The 14,030-nt window shown below is 60.3% G+C and carries 8 protein-coding genes, 3 rRNA genes and 1 riboswitch; of the genes, 8 read left to right on the forward strand and 3 right to left on the reverse strand.

Annotated elements, in window-relative coordinates; translation table 11 throughout:
- Positions 1–2 precede the first annotated feature (2 nt).
- From thiO to thiC, 3 genes are read right to left on the reverse strand one after another with little or no spacing between them, the layout of a single operon-like run.
- Positions 3–1,232 (reverse strand): glycine oxidase ThiO, encoded by a 1,230-nt coding sequence (thiO, locus tag LA343_RS06790; protein ID WP_025402592.1) that lies wholly within the window; start codon positions 1,230–1,232, stop codon positions 3–5.
- Complete coding sequence (locus LA343_RS06795) at positions 1,229–1,903, reverse strand: thiamine phosphate synthase (protein ID WP_396021879.1); 675 nt, start codon at positions 1,901–1,903, stop codon at positions 1,229–1,231. Before LA343_RS06795 ends, thiO begins: the two co-directional genes overlap by 4 nt.
- A 44-nt stretch (positions 1,904–1,947) precedes the next feature.
- The gene (gene thiC / locus LA343_RS06800) at positions 1,948–3,819 is read right to left on the reverse strand and encodes a phosphomethylpyrimidine synthase ThiC (RefSeq protein WP_025402594.1); all 1,872 of its coding nucleotides are present in this window, start codon (positions 3,817–3,819) and stop codon (positions 1,948–1,950) included.
- A gap of 2 nt (positions 3,820–3,821) precedes the next feature.
- A riboswitch (TPP riboswitch) is annotated at positions 3,822–3,936 on the reverse strand.
- Between the two features lie 157 nt (positions 3,937–4,093).
- On the opposite strand from thiC, the gene LA343_RS06805 reads away from it, so the two are divergent.
- From LA343_RS06805 to LA343_RS06840, 8 genes are all read left to right on the forward strand, one after another.
- On the forward strand, positions 4,094–4,270 hold the full coding sequence (locus LA343_RS06805; RefSeq protein ID WP_039910902.1) for a Trm112 family protein: 177 nt from the start codon (positions 4,094–4,096) through the stop codon (positions 4,268–4,270).
- A 200-nt stretch (positions 4,271–4,470) separates the two neighbouring features.
- Entirely contained in the window at positions 4,471–5,742 is a 1,272-nt protein-coding gene (gene tyrS / locus LA343_RS06810) for a tyrosine--tRNA ligase (RefSeq protein WP_039911341.1), read from the forward strand.
- Between the two features lie 542 nt (positions 5,743–6,284).
- Positions 6,285–7,808, forward strand: a 16S ribosomal RNA gene (locus LA343_RS06815).
- 384 nt (positions 7,809–8,192) lie between these two features.
- Positions 8,193–11,274: ribosomal RNA gene (locus LA343_RS06820) — 23S ribosomal RNA — on the forward strand.
- Between the two features lie 196 nt (positions 11,275–11,470).
- A 5S ribosomal RNA gene (gene rrf / locus LA343_RS06825) occupies positions 11,471–11,588 on the forward strand.
- The 16S, 23S and 5S rRNA genes sit together here, the layout of an rRNA operon.
- Positions 11,589–11,851: 263 nt before the next feature.
- Positions 11,852–12,838: a tetratricopeptide repeat protein gene (locus LA343_RS06830; protein WP_081737301.1), complete on the forward strand. Its 987-nt coding sequence runs from the start codon at positions 11,852–11,854 to the stop codon at positions 12,836–12,838.
- Positions 12,839–12,841: 3 nt separating this feature from the next.
- The gene (locus LA343_RS06835; protein ID WP_025402597.1) at positions 12,842–13,858 is read left to right on the forward strand and encodes an HAD-IIA family hydrolase; all 1,017 of its coding nucleotides are present in this window, start codon (positions 12,842–12,844) and stop codon (positions 13,856–13,858) included.
- A complete protein-coding gene (locus LA343_RS06840; protein WP_224209143.1) occupies positions 13,855–14,028 on the forward strand; it encodes a hypothetical protein in 174 nt (57 codons plus the stop codon). The genes LA343_RS06835 and LA343_RS06840 overlap by 4 nt, the downstream gene beginning before the upstream one ends.
- Positions 14,029–14,030: the final 2 nt, after the last annotated feature.

Here is a 14,030-nt window from a genome sequence, read left to right on the forward strand (position 1 = left end):
TTCTACTTCCTTCCGGATTGGCGCGGGTGCTGTCTACGGTGCGCGTGTCGCAGCGGGTCGCACGCTGAGATATCGACCCCCGGCGTGGTACTCAGGCCCAACTCGGCACCCACCTTAGCGCCCAGTGCGGACAATAAGATCCCATGCCGGAAATACCCCGTGGATACCACCAGCCCGTCGCGCACCAACCCCAGGTAGGGCAGATCATCGGGCGTGCCGGGTCGCGCGCCCACGATGGCCTCAATGAACTCGCATTCCTCCAGCCCCGGCACCACGCGGATCGCATCCCGCAGCAGGGTGTACACCCCGTCCACAGCCGGGCCGCCCCGGTCATCCTCCCGGCTCGTCGCCCCAACTGCAATGGTGCCGTCCGTGCGCGGGATGGCATACACCGGCCGGTCCTCCACGAACGCCCGCACCACCCTGGTCAGCGGTTCGCCGCTCGTGGCCACCAGGGCATCCGGTACGCGCAGCCGCAGCATGTCGCCGTAGACGGGCCGCAACGCCAGCGGGCACTCACCCTCGTACCACCCAGTGACCTCCCGCGCGCCCAGCCCGTTGCACAGGTAAATCACCGAGCCGGTGATCGTCTCGCCGCCGGACAGGTTCACCGTCTGCCCCTCAACGTGCTCGGCCGCCCGCGCGATGAACCGCACGCCGGCCTGCTGCAGGTAACCCATGACGCTCGCCGTGAACATCCGCGGGTTGATTTGGTGGTCGCCAGGGATCTCGACCGCCGCCGCGAGCTGCGGGCTCAACCCCGGCTCCAACCTGCGCGCCTGCCGGATCGTCAGCGCCTGCGCATCCATCGCGTGCTTGTGCTGCACCGCGAGCAGCTCCCGCACGTGCACACCATCGGCCCGATCCGCGCCCACCACCAGGGTCGATTCGCGTCGGTGCCCCGTGGGCGCGTCCGTCTTGCCTCCCAGTCGGCGGAGCAGATCGGGGTACATCTCACCCGACGCCACCATCAGCGGATACAAAGGCTCCTGCCGGTATTGCACCTCGGCGACTGGTGCCAGCATGCCACCGGCGACGAACGTGGCCCCACTGATGGGCTGGGGATCCACCACGGCGATGGCCTGCGGCGGCACACCGGCATCCACCAGCTCGAAGGCCGTGGTCAAGCCGATAATGCCAGCGCCGATGATGACATGCTCGAAGGAGCGGCCGGAAGCGTTATCGGCTGAAGCGTTATCGACTGAATTAGGGGAATGTGAAGCACTAGTCATGAGCGGGGGGTGGCGCCGTGGTTGGGCGTCGAATCGAAGGAACGAACCACAGCGGCCGCCAACGCTGCGGGATCAGCAGAGTTCATGAAGGCGCGGACGATAGCTACACCCGCGACACCCGTGGCAGCGAGAGCGGCGGCATCGTCTTGCTGCACATCACCGATGGCCACGACCGGCACGGCAGAGGCCGCGACGAGCGGGGGATAGCCGTCCAGACCCAGCGGCGTGCGGCCAGAGGTTTTCGTGGGGGTCGGGCGGAAGGGGCCGGCACCGATGTAGTCGATGACGTCCGCGTACTCGTTGGCGGCCCGGACCAGCTCGAGAGTGCCGGTGGTCAAACCGATGATGGCATCGGGGCCGAGGACCTGGCGGGTCAGGCGCGGGTCGAGGTCGTCCTGGCCGATGTGTACGCCGTGGATGTGGTGGTGGGGCATGAGAGCGGCGGCGACATCCACGCGGTCATCGATGACCACGCGCGTGGCGGGGTTGGCCTCGTGCACGGCGGCGGCAACGTCGATGGCCAGGGCCGTGAGGTCCCGCACGCTGATCGGCTTGCTGCGCACCTGGATGATGCCCGCGCCACCGGCTGCGGCCTGCGCGGCGATGGCGGGCACGGACGCGATGGAACCGTCGGCCCCGGTGCCCGTGACGAAGTAGCACCGCAGGTCCAGCGTGTGTGCCGGTGCCCCGATTGCGGAAACGCTCACGGTGCCTCCTAGGCCTCCTGGTGCTGCGGGAGGTCGGGCTTCTCGGCGAGCTCGTGGGCCTCCTCGTCCGTCATGTAGATCTTCGCCCCGGCCTCGCGGAACTCGCGGGACTTCTGCTCCATGCCGGCTTCGGCGGTCTCCTTGTCGAGCCCTTCACCGAGCCCGTCAGCGCTCTGGTTGCCCTCGGCAATGGACTCCGCCACCTCCGCGGGCATTCCCATGCCGGGCATGCCGAGGTCGTTGAGGTCGGTGCCGAAGGTGTCGCGAATGTCCTGCGAAATGCGCATGGAGCAGAACTTCGGGCCACACATCGAGCAGAAGTGCGCGGTCTTCGCCGGCTCCGCGGGCAGGGTCTCATCGTGGTAGGCCTGCGCGGTATCGGGATCCAGCGATAGGGCGAACTGATCGTGCCAGCGGAACTCGAAGCGGGCCTTGCTCATGGCATCGTCCCAGTCCTTGGCGTCGGGGTGCCCCTTGGCCACGTCGGCGGCGTGGGCGGCCACCTTGTAGGTGATCACACCGGTTTTCACGTCGTCTTTGTTCGGCAGGCCCAGGTGCTCCTTGGGGGTCACGTAGCACAGCATGGCCGTGCCGCCCATCGCGATGTTCGCCGCGCCGATGGCGGAGGTGATGTGGTCGTAACCAGGCGCGATATCCGTCACCAGCGGGCCTAGGGTGTAGAACGGGGCGCCGCCGCACCATTCCTGTTCCTTTTCGTTGTTGACCTGCACCATGTTCAGCGGAACGTGGCCGGGGCCTTCCACCATCACCTGCACGTCGTACTCCCACGCCCGCTTGGTCAGCTCGCCGATGGTCTTGAGCTCGGCGAACTGCGCGGCATCGTTGGCATCCGCGATGGAGCCGGGGCGCAGGCCATCGCCCAGGGAGAACGCCACGTCGTAGGCAGCGAAGATCTCGCAGAGGTCGTCGTAGTTCTCGTAGAGAAAGGACTCCTTGTGGTGCGCCAGACACCAGCCGGCCATGATGGAACCGCCGCGCGAGACAATGCCGGTCACACGCCGAGTGGTCAGCGGCACGAACGGCAGGCGCACACCCGCGTGCACGGTCATGTAGTCCACACCCTGTTCGCACTGCTCGATGACGGTGTCGCGGAAGATTTCCCACGTGAGGTCCTCCGCTACGCCATCGACCTTCTCCAGCGCCTGGTAGATCGGTACCGTGCCGATCGGCACCGGCGAGTTGCGCAGGATCCACTCGCGCGTGGTGTGGATGTCGTTGCCGGTGGACAGGTCCATCACCGTGTCAGCACCCCAGCGGGTCGCCCAGCGCAGCTTGTCCACCTCCTCGCGGATGGAGGACGTCACCGCCGAGTTACCGATGTTCGCATTGATCTTGGTGAGGAAGGCGTTGCCGATGATCATCGGCTCGGACTCCGGGTGGTTGACGTTGTTGGGGATGATCGCCCGGCCCGCCGCGACCTCGCTGCGCACCTTCTCCACGTCGCAGTGTTCGCGCAGCGCCACGAACTCCATCTCCGGGGTGATCTGTCCGTTGCGCGCGTAGTGCATCTGCGTGACGCGCTTGCCCTCCTTGGCCCGCAGCGGCGCGCGGCGGGTACCGTTCCATTCCTCGCTGGCTTGGCCACGCTTGACGGCACGGTTGCCATCATCAAGCAGGTTGCGGGAGCGGCCACCGTACTCCTCGACGTCACCACGTTCAGCGATCCAATCACTGCGCAGCCCCGGCAGGCCCTCGGTGGGCTCGGCCCAGGGGCCACGAGTGCGGTAGATCTTCAGTGGCTCGTTCGGGCCAGTCGGGGAATCATCGAGGTGGATGGCGGTTTCCGGAACCGACAGGCCGTTTTTCTCGATGGGGGCAAAGCTGTGCTTCGGGTGGATTTCAGCTGCGTAATCGTCCATGAAGGGACACTCCTGATACTTCCTTCGCTGGTGCTAACCAGACAGGTTCAAACGGTTGGCGCGCGGGTTTCAGCGCGGATCTCAGCTCGTTGCCATCGAGCTCCCGTGTTCGGTCTTGGCAACCACCGTAGCCCAAAACGAAAACTCGTGCGGGAAAATATCCGACGCCACCCCACGCACCCCCGCCCCCTATGCCACTGCGGGGAATCGCAGGGAGCGCGCAACACGGGGTCATAAGCCGCAGGAAACTAGGGGAGGGGCTAGACTGAACGGCATGATTGACCACAAACTTTTGGAGATCCTCGCGTGCCCTGTCGACAAACAGCCGCTGGAGGACCACGGGGACTATCTGGTCAACCCCCGGTTGGGCAAGGCCTATCCGGTTCAGGAGGGAATCCCGGTACTGCTCGTCGATGAGGCCGTGGACTGGCCGCTCGAGGCATCAAACTAGCCTCCAGACAAGTCAGAAACCTAGACTCGCCCGAGGAAGGGCAGGTCGGAAGCTACTTACGCTCACTGGGAGAAGAAGTGGGTTCGGGGTGGCGTCGAACACAAAAAAGAAGCACAATCACCAGCCGCACGGGCGGGTGGCAGATGGATCCCTTGTTGGATCCCATGATGGATTACAGAGAAAGCGAGAAGGAAGAAGGCATGGCTGAACAGCAGTCGCAGAACATCATCGACGAACTGGAATGGCGCGGGCTCATCGCGCAGTCCACGGACCTGGAAGCGCTGCGCGAGCAGATGAATAAGCCCACCACGGCCTACGTGGGATTCGACCCGACCGGGCCGTCGCTGCACGCCGGGCACCTCGTGCCGCTGCTCATGCTCAAGCGACTGCAGATGGCGGGGCACACTCCCATCGTGCTCGCAGGCGGTGCTACCGGCATGATCGGCGACCCGCGTGACGTGGGCGAGCGCTCCATGAACGACGAAGACACCGTAGCCGGCTGGGCCGAGCGGATCAGCGGACAGCTCAGCCGCTTCGTCAGTTTCGAGGGCGAGAACAAGGCCATCATGGTCAATAACTACGACTGGATTTCGAAGATGAACGTCATCGAATTCCTGCGTGACCTGGGCAAGCACTTCTCGCTCAACACGATGCTCAGCCGCGATACCGTTAAGCGTCGCCTGGAAGCCGACGGTATCAGCTACACGGAGTTCTCCTACATGCTGCTGCAGGCCAACGACTACGTGCACCTGCGCCGCACCTACGATGCGCGCCTGCAGATGGGCGGATCGGATCAATGGGGCAACATCGTCTCCGGCGTGGACCTCAACCGACGCCTCGACGGCGAAACCGTCCATGCGCTGACCGTTCCGCTGGTGACCGACAGCGAAGGCAACAAGTTCGGCAAGTCCACCGGCGGCGGCAAGCTGTGGCTGGATCCGGAGATGACCAGCCCCTACAGCTGGTACCAGTACTTCATTAATACTGCCGACGCCGACGTGGTGCGCTACCTGCGGTGGTTCACCTTCCTAGACCAGGCTGAGCTGGAACGCTTGGAAGAAGAGGTCAAGGAGCGCCCATTCAAGCGAGAGGCGCAGCGAGTGCTGGCACAGCAGATGACCGCACTGGTGCACGGCGAGGATGCGGTGACCAAGGTGGAGCTGGCATCGCAGGCGCTGTTCGGCAAGGCCGACCTGGCGGACCTGGACGAGGCCACGCTCGCTGCCGCGCTGCAGGAGACCGAGGTTGCTGAGGTTGCTCAGGGCACCACCATCGTGAACCTGCTGGTGGAAAGCGGGCTGGAATCCTCCAAGGGTGCTGCTCGACGGACCGTGGGCGAGGGCGGTGCCTACGTGAACAATCAGCGCATCGAAGATATTGAGTGGGCGCCTGCCGCTGAGGATCTGCTCCACGGTTCCTGGCTGGTGCTGCGCAAGGGCAAGAAGCGCTTCGCTGGCGCCCGGGTGCAGTAGCAGCGGGCGTGCGAGCACGGTAGACGCATGAGCGCGGTTGCCGACTGCATTGCGTGGCAGTGAGCCGAAGCTAGCGGCCACGACTACGATTCCCTGGCAGAGTGTTAACGGTTTTAACGCTCTGACCAGGGAATTTGTGTAGATGCGTGATGGTGTGTAGATTTATCCAAGTCGCAGAGAGCGAGCGGGACAAGATCCCAGCGAGCGTCTGTGTGCGTAAGTTGTTTGAGAACTCAATAGTGTGATGAACCAAGTGCAGTGCATGATGGCATGTTTTTTGTTGTTGTGTGCTGTTGAATGATTATTTTTTCAACCTTGTTGATTGTTCATCGTTGGCCGCATGGCTGCATACCAGTATGGGTGTGTGGTTGGTGTGGTTCGTGCCAGCGCGGGTGGGTAACGCCGCCGCGTTAAATATTTTGGTGCGTAATCCCCTTCCCATTGTTTTTGTGGGTGGGGGTCTGATGATGAATGTTTTGATTTTTTGTCAGTAATTTTTGGTTATTTTGCCAGTTGTTCAGGCTCTTTGTTCTGAAAACGTTTTTATGGAGAGTTTGATCCTGGCTCAGGACGAACGCTGGCGGCGTGCTTAACACATGCAAGTCGAACGGAAAGGCCCTTGCTTGCAGGGGTACTCGAGTGGCGAACGGGTGAGTAACACGTGGGTGATCTGCCTTGTACTTCGGGATAAGCCTGGGAAACTGGGTCTAATACCGGATAGGACCATGCTTTAGTGTGTGTGGTGGAAAGTTTTTTCGGTACAAGATGAGCCCGCGGCCTATCAGCTTGTTGGTGGGGTAATGGCCTACCAAGGCGACGACGGGTAGCCGGCCTGAGAGGGTGTACGGCCACATTGGGACTGAGACACGGCCCAGACTCCTACGGGAGGCAGCAGTGGGGAATATTGCACAATGGGCGCAAGCCTGATGCAGCGACGCCGCGTGAGGGATGACGGCCTTCGGGTTGTAAACCTCTTTCGCTAGGGAAGAAGCCACTTGTGGTGACGGTACCTGGATAAGAAGCACCGGCTAACTACGTGCCAGCAGCCGCGGTAATACGTAGGGTGCGAGCGTTGTCCGGAATTACTGGGCGTAAAGAGCTCGTAGGTGGTTTGTCGCGTCGTCTGTGAAATCCCGGGGCTTAACTCCGGGCGTGCAGGCGATACGGGCATAACTGGAGTGCTGTAGGGGAGACTGGAATTCCTGGTGTAGCGGTGAAATGCGCAGATATCAGGAGGAACACCGATGGCGAAGGCAGGTCTCTGGGCAGTAACTGACGCTGAGGAGCGAAAGCATGGGTAGCGAACAGGATTAGATACCCTGGTAGTCCATGCCGTAAACGGTGGGCGCTAGGTGTGGGGATCTTTCTACGATTTCCGTGCCGTAGCTAACGCATTAAGCGCCCCGCCTGGGGAGTACGGCCGCAAGGCTAAAACTCAAAGGAATTGACGGGGGCCCGCACAAGCGGCGGAGCATGTGGATTAATTCGATGCAACGCGAAGAACCTTACCTGGGCTTGACATATGCAGGATCGCTGCAGAGATGTAGTTTCCCTTGTGGTCTGTATACAGGTGGTGCATGGTTGTCGTCAGCTCGTGTCGTGAGATGTTGGGTTAAGTCCCGCAACGAGCGCAACCCTTGTCTTGTGTTGCCAGCACGTTATGGTGGGGACTCGCGAGAGACTGCCGGGGTTAACTCGGAGGAAGGTGGGGATGACGTCAAATCATCATGCCCCTTATGTCCAGGGCTTCACACATGCTACAATGGTCGGTACAGAGGGTCGCGATACCGTGAGGTGGAGCTAATCCCTGAAAGCCGGTCTCAGTTCGGATTGGAGTCTGCAACTCGACTCCATGAAGTCGGAGTCGCTAGTAATCGCAGATCAGCAACGCTGCGGTGAATACGTTCCCGGGCCTTGTACACACCGCCCGTCACGTCATGAAAGTTGGTAACACCCGAAGCCAGTGGCCCAAACTCGTTAGGGAGCTGTCGAAGGTGGGATCGGCGATTGGGACGAAGTCGTAACAAGGTAGCCGTACCGGAAGGTGCGGCTGGATCACCTCCTTTCTAAGGAGTTATATTTTCATTATTTTCATCTGGGTAGTTCACGGACCGTGCCCCACGATTGGTGTGGGGTTGGTGTGGTGGATGATCAACACCAGTGGTTGATGTGAATTGTTGTTTGTTCTTGGTTTGTCATATTGTTGGGTGTCTGGAACGGCTTGTGTTGTTCCTTGGAGTGGGATTCCCATGGTTTGCGCATGACTGGTTGGTTGTGTGTGGGTGTGGGGTTCGTGTTGTTTGAGAACTGTATAGTGGACGCGAGTATCTTTACTCGCCACGCGTGAATGCTTGTGTGTGTTTGTGTGTGGTGGGTGTTGAATATTCTTTATTCTTCTTGTTTAGTGTGATTTTGTTTGTGGTGTATCCATAGAAACCTGATTGTTTGTGTGTGTTGTCTGTGAAGGGCGCACGGTGGATGCCTTGGCACAATGAGCCGATGAAGGACGTGTAAGGCCGCGATAGGCCTCGGGGAGTTGCCAATAGAGCGTTGATCCGAGGGTGTCCGAATGGGGAAACCTGGCCATCGTTATGGGTGGTCGCCTGCCAGTGAATTCATAGCTGGTGTGGAGGGAACGCGGGGAAGTGAAACATCTCAGTACCCGTAGGAGAAGAAAATAATAATGATTCCGTTAGTAGCGGCGAGCGAACGCGGATTATGTGGCTAAACCATATGCGTGTGATACCTGGCAGGGGTTGCGTGTGTGGGGTTGTGGGACGAATGCGTGCGGTGCTGCCATGCCGTGCATTGTCATAGTGTGTTAGCGGAAGTGGTTTGGAATGGCCTGCCGTAGACGGTGAGAGTCCGGTACGTGAAAGCATGACTGTGGTGGTGTGTGTTTGTTCCCGAGTAGCAGCGGGCTCGTGGAATCTGCTGTGAATCTGCCGGGACCATCCGGTAAGCCTGAATACTTGTTGTGACCGATAGCGGATTAGTACCGTGAGGGAATGGTGAAAAGTACCCCGGGAGGGGAGTGAAATAGTACCTGAAACCGTGTGCTTACAATCCGTCAGAGCCCTCTTGTGGGGTGATGGCGTGCCTTTTGAAGAATGAGCCTGCGAGTCAGCGGCATGTCGCGAGGTTAACCCGAGTATGTGGGGTAGTCGTAGCGAAAGCGAATACTAACTAGTGTGTTTGTAGTGGCATGTCCTGGACCCGAAGCGGGGTGATCTACCCATGGCCAGTGTGAAGCAGCTGTAAGAGGTTGTGGAGGCGCGAACCCACTTAGGTTGAAAACTGAGGGGATGAGTTGTGGGTAGGGGTGAAAGGCCAATCAAACTCCGTGATAGCTGGTTCTCCCCGAAATGCATTTAGGTGCAGCGTCGTGTGTTTCTTGCCGGAGGTAGAGCTACTGGTTGGTTTAGCGGGACTATCATCTTAGCGACATCAGCCAAACTCCGAATGCCGGTAAGTTAGAGCGCGGCAGTGAGACTGCGGGGGATAAGCTTCGTAGTCGAGAGGGAAACAGCCCAGATCGCCGGCTAAGGCCCCTAAGAGTGTACTAAGTGGAAAAGGATGTGGGATCGCGAAGACAGCCAGGAGGTTGGCTTAGAAGCAGCCATCCTTGAAAGAGTGCGTAATAGCTCACTGGTCGAGTGGTTCTGCGCCGACAATGTAGTGGGGCTCAAGTACACCGCCGAAGCCGCGGAACTCGCATTTTGTGTGGGTTGGTAGGGGAGCGTCGTGTGGCCGGTGAAGGTGCGGGGTGACCCAGTGCTGGAGGCTATGCGAGTGAGAATGCAGGCATGAGTAGCGAATGACAAGTGGAAAACTTGTCCGCCGGATGACTAAGGGTTCCTGGGTTAAGCTAATCTTCCCAGGGTGAGTCGGGACCTAAGGCGAGGCCGACAGGCGTAGTCGATGGATAACGGGTTGATATTCCCGTACCCGTGTATGTGCGCCCAATGGTGAATCGGGGATACTAACCACCCTGACCCGCCACTAACGCACCTTTGGTGTGTGGTGTGTGGTGATGCGTGGGACCTGATCTGGTAGTAGCCAAGCGATGGGGTGACACAGGTTGGTAGCCAAGCCACTTATTGGATTGTGGTGTAAGCGTGTGGCACGTGCCCAGTGGTAAATCCGGGGCACATGATGTGTGAGGCGTGATGCGTACCCGTTGTGGGGATGTTGGTGATCCTGTACTGTCGAGAAAAGCCTCTAGTGAGTGCATACATGGCCCGTACCCATAACCGACACAGGTGGTCAGGTAGAGAATACTAAGGCGATCGGGTGAACTGTGGTTAAGGAACTCGGCAAAATGCCCCCGTAACTTCGGGAGAAGGGGGGCCACTGCTGGTGACAGACTGGTTTTGAGCTGGTGGTGGTCGCAGAGAATAGAGGGAAGCGACTGTTTACTAAAAACACAGGTCCGTGCGAAGACGGTGAAGTCGATGTATACGGACTGACGCCTGCCCGGTGCTGGAAGGTTAAGAGGACCTGTTAGACCCTTTTGGGTCGAAGCGGAGAATTTAAGCCCCAGTAAACGGCGGTGGTAACTATAACCATCCTAAGGTAGCGAAATTCCTTGTCGGGTAAGTTCCGACCTGCACGAATGGCGTAACGACTTCCCTGCTGTCTCAACCACAGGCCCGGCGAAATTGCAGTACGAGTAAAGATGCTCGTTACGCGCGGCAGGACGAAAAGACCCCGGGACCTTCACTATAGCTTGGTATTGGTGTTTGGTTCGGTTTGTGTAGGATAGGTGGGAGACTGTGAAGCTATCACGCCAGTGGTGGTGGAGTCGTTGTTGAAATACCACTCTGATCGTATTGAGCATCTCAACCTCGGCCCGTGATCCGGGTTAGGGACAGTGCCTGGTGGGTAGTTTAACTGGGGCGGTTGCCTCCCAAAGAGTAACGGAGGCGCCCAAAGGTTCCCTCAGCCTGGTTGGTAATCAGGTGTTGAGTGTAAGTGCACAAGGGAGCTTGACTGTGAGACTGACAGGTCGAGCAGGTACGAAAGTAGGGACTAGTGATCCGGCACCGGCTTGTGGAAGCGGTGTCGCTCAACGGATAAAAGGTACCCCGGGGATAACAGGCTGATCTTCCCCAAGAGTCCATATCGACGGGATGGTTTGGCACCTCGATGTCGGCTCGTCGCATCCTGGGGCTGGAGTAGGTCCCAAGGGTTGGGCTGTTCGCCCATTAAAGCGGCACGCGAGCTGGGTTTAGAACGTCGTGAGACAGTTCGGTCTCTATCCGCCGTGCGCGTTGAAACTTGAGAAAGGCTGTCCCTAGTACGAGAGGACCGGGACGGACATACCTCTGGTGGGCCAGTTGTCACGCCCGTGGCATGGCTGGTTGGCTACGTATGGAAGGGATAACCGCTGAAAGCATCTAAGCGGGAAGCCTGTTTCGAGATGAGGTTTCTTTTGAGGTTCCCTAGAGATGATGGGGTTGATAGGCCGGATCTGGAAGCACTGTGAGGTGTGGAGGTGACCGGTACTAATTTACCAATGTTCAACACACATAATATTGTTGGTTTGTGTGGATCACACCCGTGGCACCCGTTTGGTGGTGTTCGGCTGGTTACGCCTAGCGTGTTGGATGAATGAATATTTGTTGCCCTGTTTGTGGGTTGCTCGCGTCTGTTATGCAGTGTCTGGAACGACACGGCACACCACCACAGTGTGTGTGGGTGGGTGTGTTTTGGTTCCGTTTGTTGTGTCGGTGGTTGTTAGCGGTAAGGATCCGCCCGGTCCCTTTCCGAACCCGGTAGCTAAGCTTACCTGCGCTGATGGTACTGCACCTGGGAGGGTGTGGGAGAGTAAGTCACCGCCGGCCTTAAACTTAAGAAATATTGTGGGTGTGGGTGGTGTGCAATCGTGGCCTTGATGGTCATGGTCGCACACCACCCACACCCCTTTTTTCTGTGATTTTCTTTTTCCAATTCGGGGTGCTCTGGTGATGGCAGCTACTGCTGCCCAAGTAGCCCCAACGTATCCAAAGACGGCAAGGCCACGTAAGATTGGCCTCGATTGTGTCTTGAAAGTCCCGTCGTGCGCACCACACCGTCGCACTGGTCAACTAGGAAGGTGTTACCCAGGATGGCTGAATCCTCCAGGTCCTCAAATAACGGCGGCAGCGACCGCCGAAGCGGGGGATATCGCGGCGGTAGTTCGCAGTCTGGCCGTGGTGGCTACGGCAATGCCGGTGGCCGTAGCAATGGGGGCGCCAGAGGCGACAGGGGAAATAGGGGCAACAACGGCGACGGCGGCAACCGCCGCGGCAAGCCGTCGCATCGCAACAAGGGCGGTTACAAGCCCAACCGCGGTGGCTCTAACCAAGGAGGCGGTCCTCGGTCTGCACCCCAGCGTCCCGGCTATCGTGAGGAGCGCCTGAACAAGCGTCAGAACGAGCCTCAGATCCCCGAGGGAATTGATCCCAAGGATCTGGATCCATCGGTTCGCCAAGAACTCCGCAGCCTGTCGAAGGACAACGCGGACATGACCGCGAAGCACCTGATCATGGCAGCTCTGCTCCTCGACGAGGAGCCGGAGAAGGCCCTCGCGCACGCCCGAGCAGCCAAGGACCGAGCCGGTCGCGTCGCCGTCGCTCGCGAGACCTGTGGCATCGTCGCCTATCACACAGGCGAATGGAAGGAAGCCATCTCGGAGCTCCGCGCCGCCCGCCGCATGTCCGGCGGCCCCGGCCTGCTGCCCGTCCTCGCAGACGCAGAGCGTGGCCTCGGCCGCCCGCGTAAGGCCCTCGAAGTGGCAGCCGATCCGCAGGCCGATGAACTCGATGCTGAGTCCAAGGCAGAGCTGGCTATTGTCGTCGCCGGTGCGCACCACGATCTCGGCGAGCTGGATGAAGCCCTGCTGGCGCTCAAGGAGCAGCTGGATAACAAGGAAGCACCAGCCGTGACCCGCATGCGCCTGTTCTACGCCTACGCCGATGCCCTCGAAGCAGCCGGTCGCCCCGAGGACGCCGTGGAGTGGTTCCAGGCATCCGCAGAACTCGATACGGAAGAGATGATGGATTCCGAAGAACGCATCAACGCCATCACCAACCCCGCCGAGGCAGATAGCTAACCCATGGCTCACCCCATTCTGGCGCACTACGATGCCCTGCTCGTCGACCTCGATGGCACCGTCTTTGAAGGCAGCCATCCCATCGACGGTGCCGCCGAGGGCCTGGCTCACCACGACGTCATCTACGTGACCAACAACGCCTCACGCTCTCCGGAGCAGGTGGCCGAACACCTCACCAGCATTGGTTTTGCCACTTCTGCCGACCAGGTGCTCACCTCCGCGATGGCAGCCTGCGACATGGCACGGGCGGAGCTCGGCCTCGCAGACCAAGACCCCTCCTCCCACGGTGAGGTCAAGGCCTACGTGATCGGCAACGACTCCTTCAAAGAACTCGCCCGCCGCGCTGGCTTTTCGATCGTGGATTCCGCCGATGACGAACCTGCCGTTGTCCTGCAGGGCCACAGCCCGGACAACGACTGGAAGCGCCTGTCCGAAGGCGCCCTGGCCATTCGCCGCGGTGCCCGGTACATCGCCTCGAACTTGGACACCACGCTTCCGTCCGAGCGCGGCCTGCTCGTCGGCAACGGCTCAATGGTCGCGGCCGTGACCTCCGCCACCGGCGTGCGCCCGTCGAGCGCGGGCAAGCCCGGCCCCGCCATGTTCCACGTCGCCGCCGACAAACTCGGTTCCACGAAGCCGCTCGTGGTTGGCGACCGCCTCGATACCGATATCGCCGGTGGCAACGCGGCTGGCTTTGACACGCTCTGCACTGTCACGGGTGTGTCCTCCCACTGGGACGTGCTTACTTGCACCCCGGAACACCGCCCCACCTTCATCGCGGCGAACATGCGTGACCACCTCACCGGCTGGTCGGCCTCCGCCGAGGGGACCACGGTTCAGGTGCGCTCCGGCGAGCACGGACCCACCGCCGTCATGGCCGCCGAGGCACTCGCTGTGGTGGCCCCGGTGGTGTGGGAATTGATTGATCATGGTGGCGTCGACGCCCAAAGCCTCAACGATCTCACCATCAACGGGGCCGATGAGGCCGCCCAGGCTGCAGTGGAAGGATGGCGCAAGTGACCCACCCCAGCGCACCCCATCCCAGCCCCCAATCGCCGGAGACCACCGCCCGGCGACTCGCCGAACAGGTCGACGAGCTGCTCGCCCACGATGTGACCGGCGCTGAGGAAGCAGCGATCCTGGAACAGGCCCAGGAACTCGTCAACGACGCCCTCGGCAGCAACCACTAAAC

Source organism: Corynebacterium falsenii, from assembly GCF_020099275.1.
GTDB classification, from domain to species: Bacteria; Actinomycetota; Actinomycetes; order Mycobacteriales; family Mycobacteriaceae; genus Corynebacterium; species Corynebacterium falsenii.

Excerpts from the sequence above, each read along its gene's own strand:
- LA343_RS06835 (WP_025402597.1), top strand. The coding sequence starts at position 12,842 with ATGGCTCACCCCATTCTGGCGCACTACGATGCCCTGCTCGTCGACCTC.
- thiC (WP_025402594.1), bottom strand. The coding sequence starts at position 3,819 with ATGGACGATTACGCAGCTGAAATCCACCCGAAGCACAGCTTTGCCCCC.
- thiO (WP_025402592.1), bottom strand. The coding sequence starts at position 1,232 with ATGACTAGTGCTTCACATTCCCCTAATTCAGTCGATAACGCTTCAGCC.
- tyrS (WP_039911341.1), top strand. The coding sequence starts at position 4,471 with ATGGCTGAACAGCAGTCGCAGAACATCATCGACGAACTGGAATGGCGC.
- LA343_RS06830 (WP_081737301.1), top strand. The coding sequence starts at position 11,852 with ATGGCTGAATCCTCCAGGTCCTCAAATAACGGCGGCAGCGACCGCCGA.
- LA343_RS06805 (WP_039910902.1), top strand. The coding sequence starts at position 4,094 with ATGATTGACCACAAACTTTTGGAGATCCTCGCGTGCCCTGTCGACAAA.